The organism is Pseudoalteromonas sp. SIMBA_162 (genome assembly GCF_046535955.1).
Lineage (GTDB): Bacteria > Pseudomonadota > Gammaproteobacteria > Enterobacterales > Alteromonadaceae > Pseudoalteromonas > Pseudoalteromonas marina.
Genome location: NZ_JAWJBQ010000273.1, coordinates 1 through 279, shown reverse-complemented (window position 1 = coordinate 279; position 279 = coordinate 1). Strand labels below are relative to the sequence as shown.

Sequence of the window (279 nt, the reverse complement as noted above, 5' to 3'; positions counted from 1 at the left end):
GCAGGGCATTGAGCTGGAGCCGAAGACCCTCGACATGCTCGTGCCGTTCATGCTCCAGGTCTTCACGAAAGCGTGTCAGTACCTGGCGATCCAGTGTCTCCAGGTCATCGCCAGTCACGGCTTCGCGAGTTGCGATCGTGATGTCGCCTTGGCGGAGGGTTAGCACGCCGCCACGTACCGCACAGAAGTGTTGCTCAGCTCCCAGTCGCCAGCTGATGGCCGAGATGCTGAGTGCCGTCATGAAGTCGCAGTGGCCCTTGAGGATGCCGAAGCTGCCGC

At 61.6% G+C, this 279-nt stretch carries 1 protein-coding gene; it reads right to left on the bottom strand.

Going from position 1 to position 279, the window contains the following annotated elements; all coding sequences use genetic code 11:
- The coding region (locus R0J88_RS19650) for a hypothetical protein (protein WP_410900819.1) at positions 1–279 on the bottom strand (279 nt) is incomplete at both ends.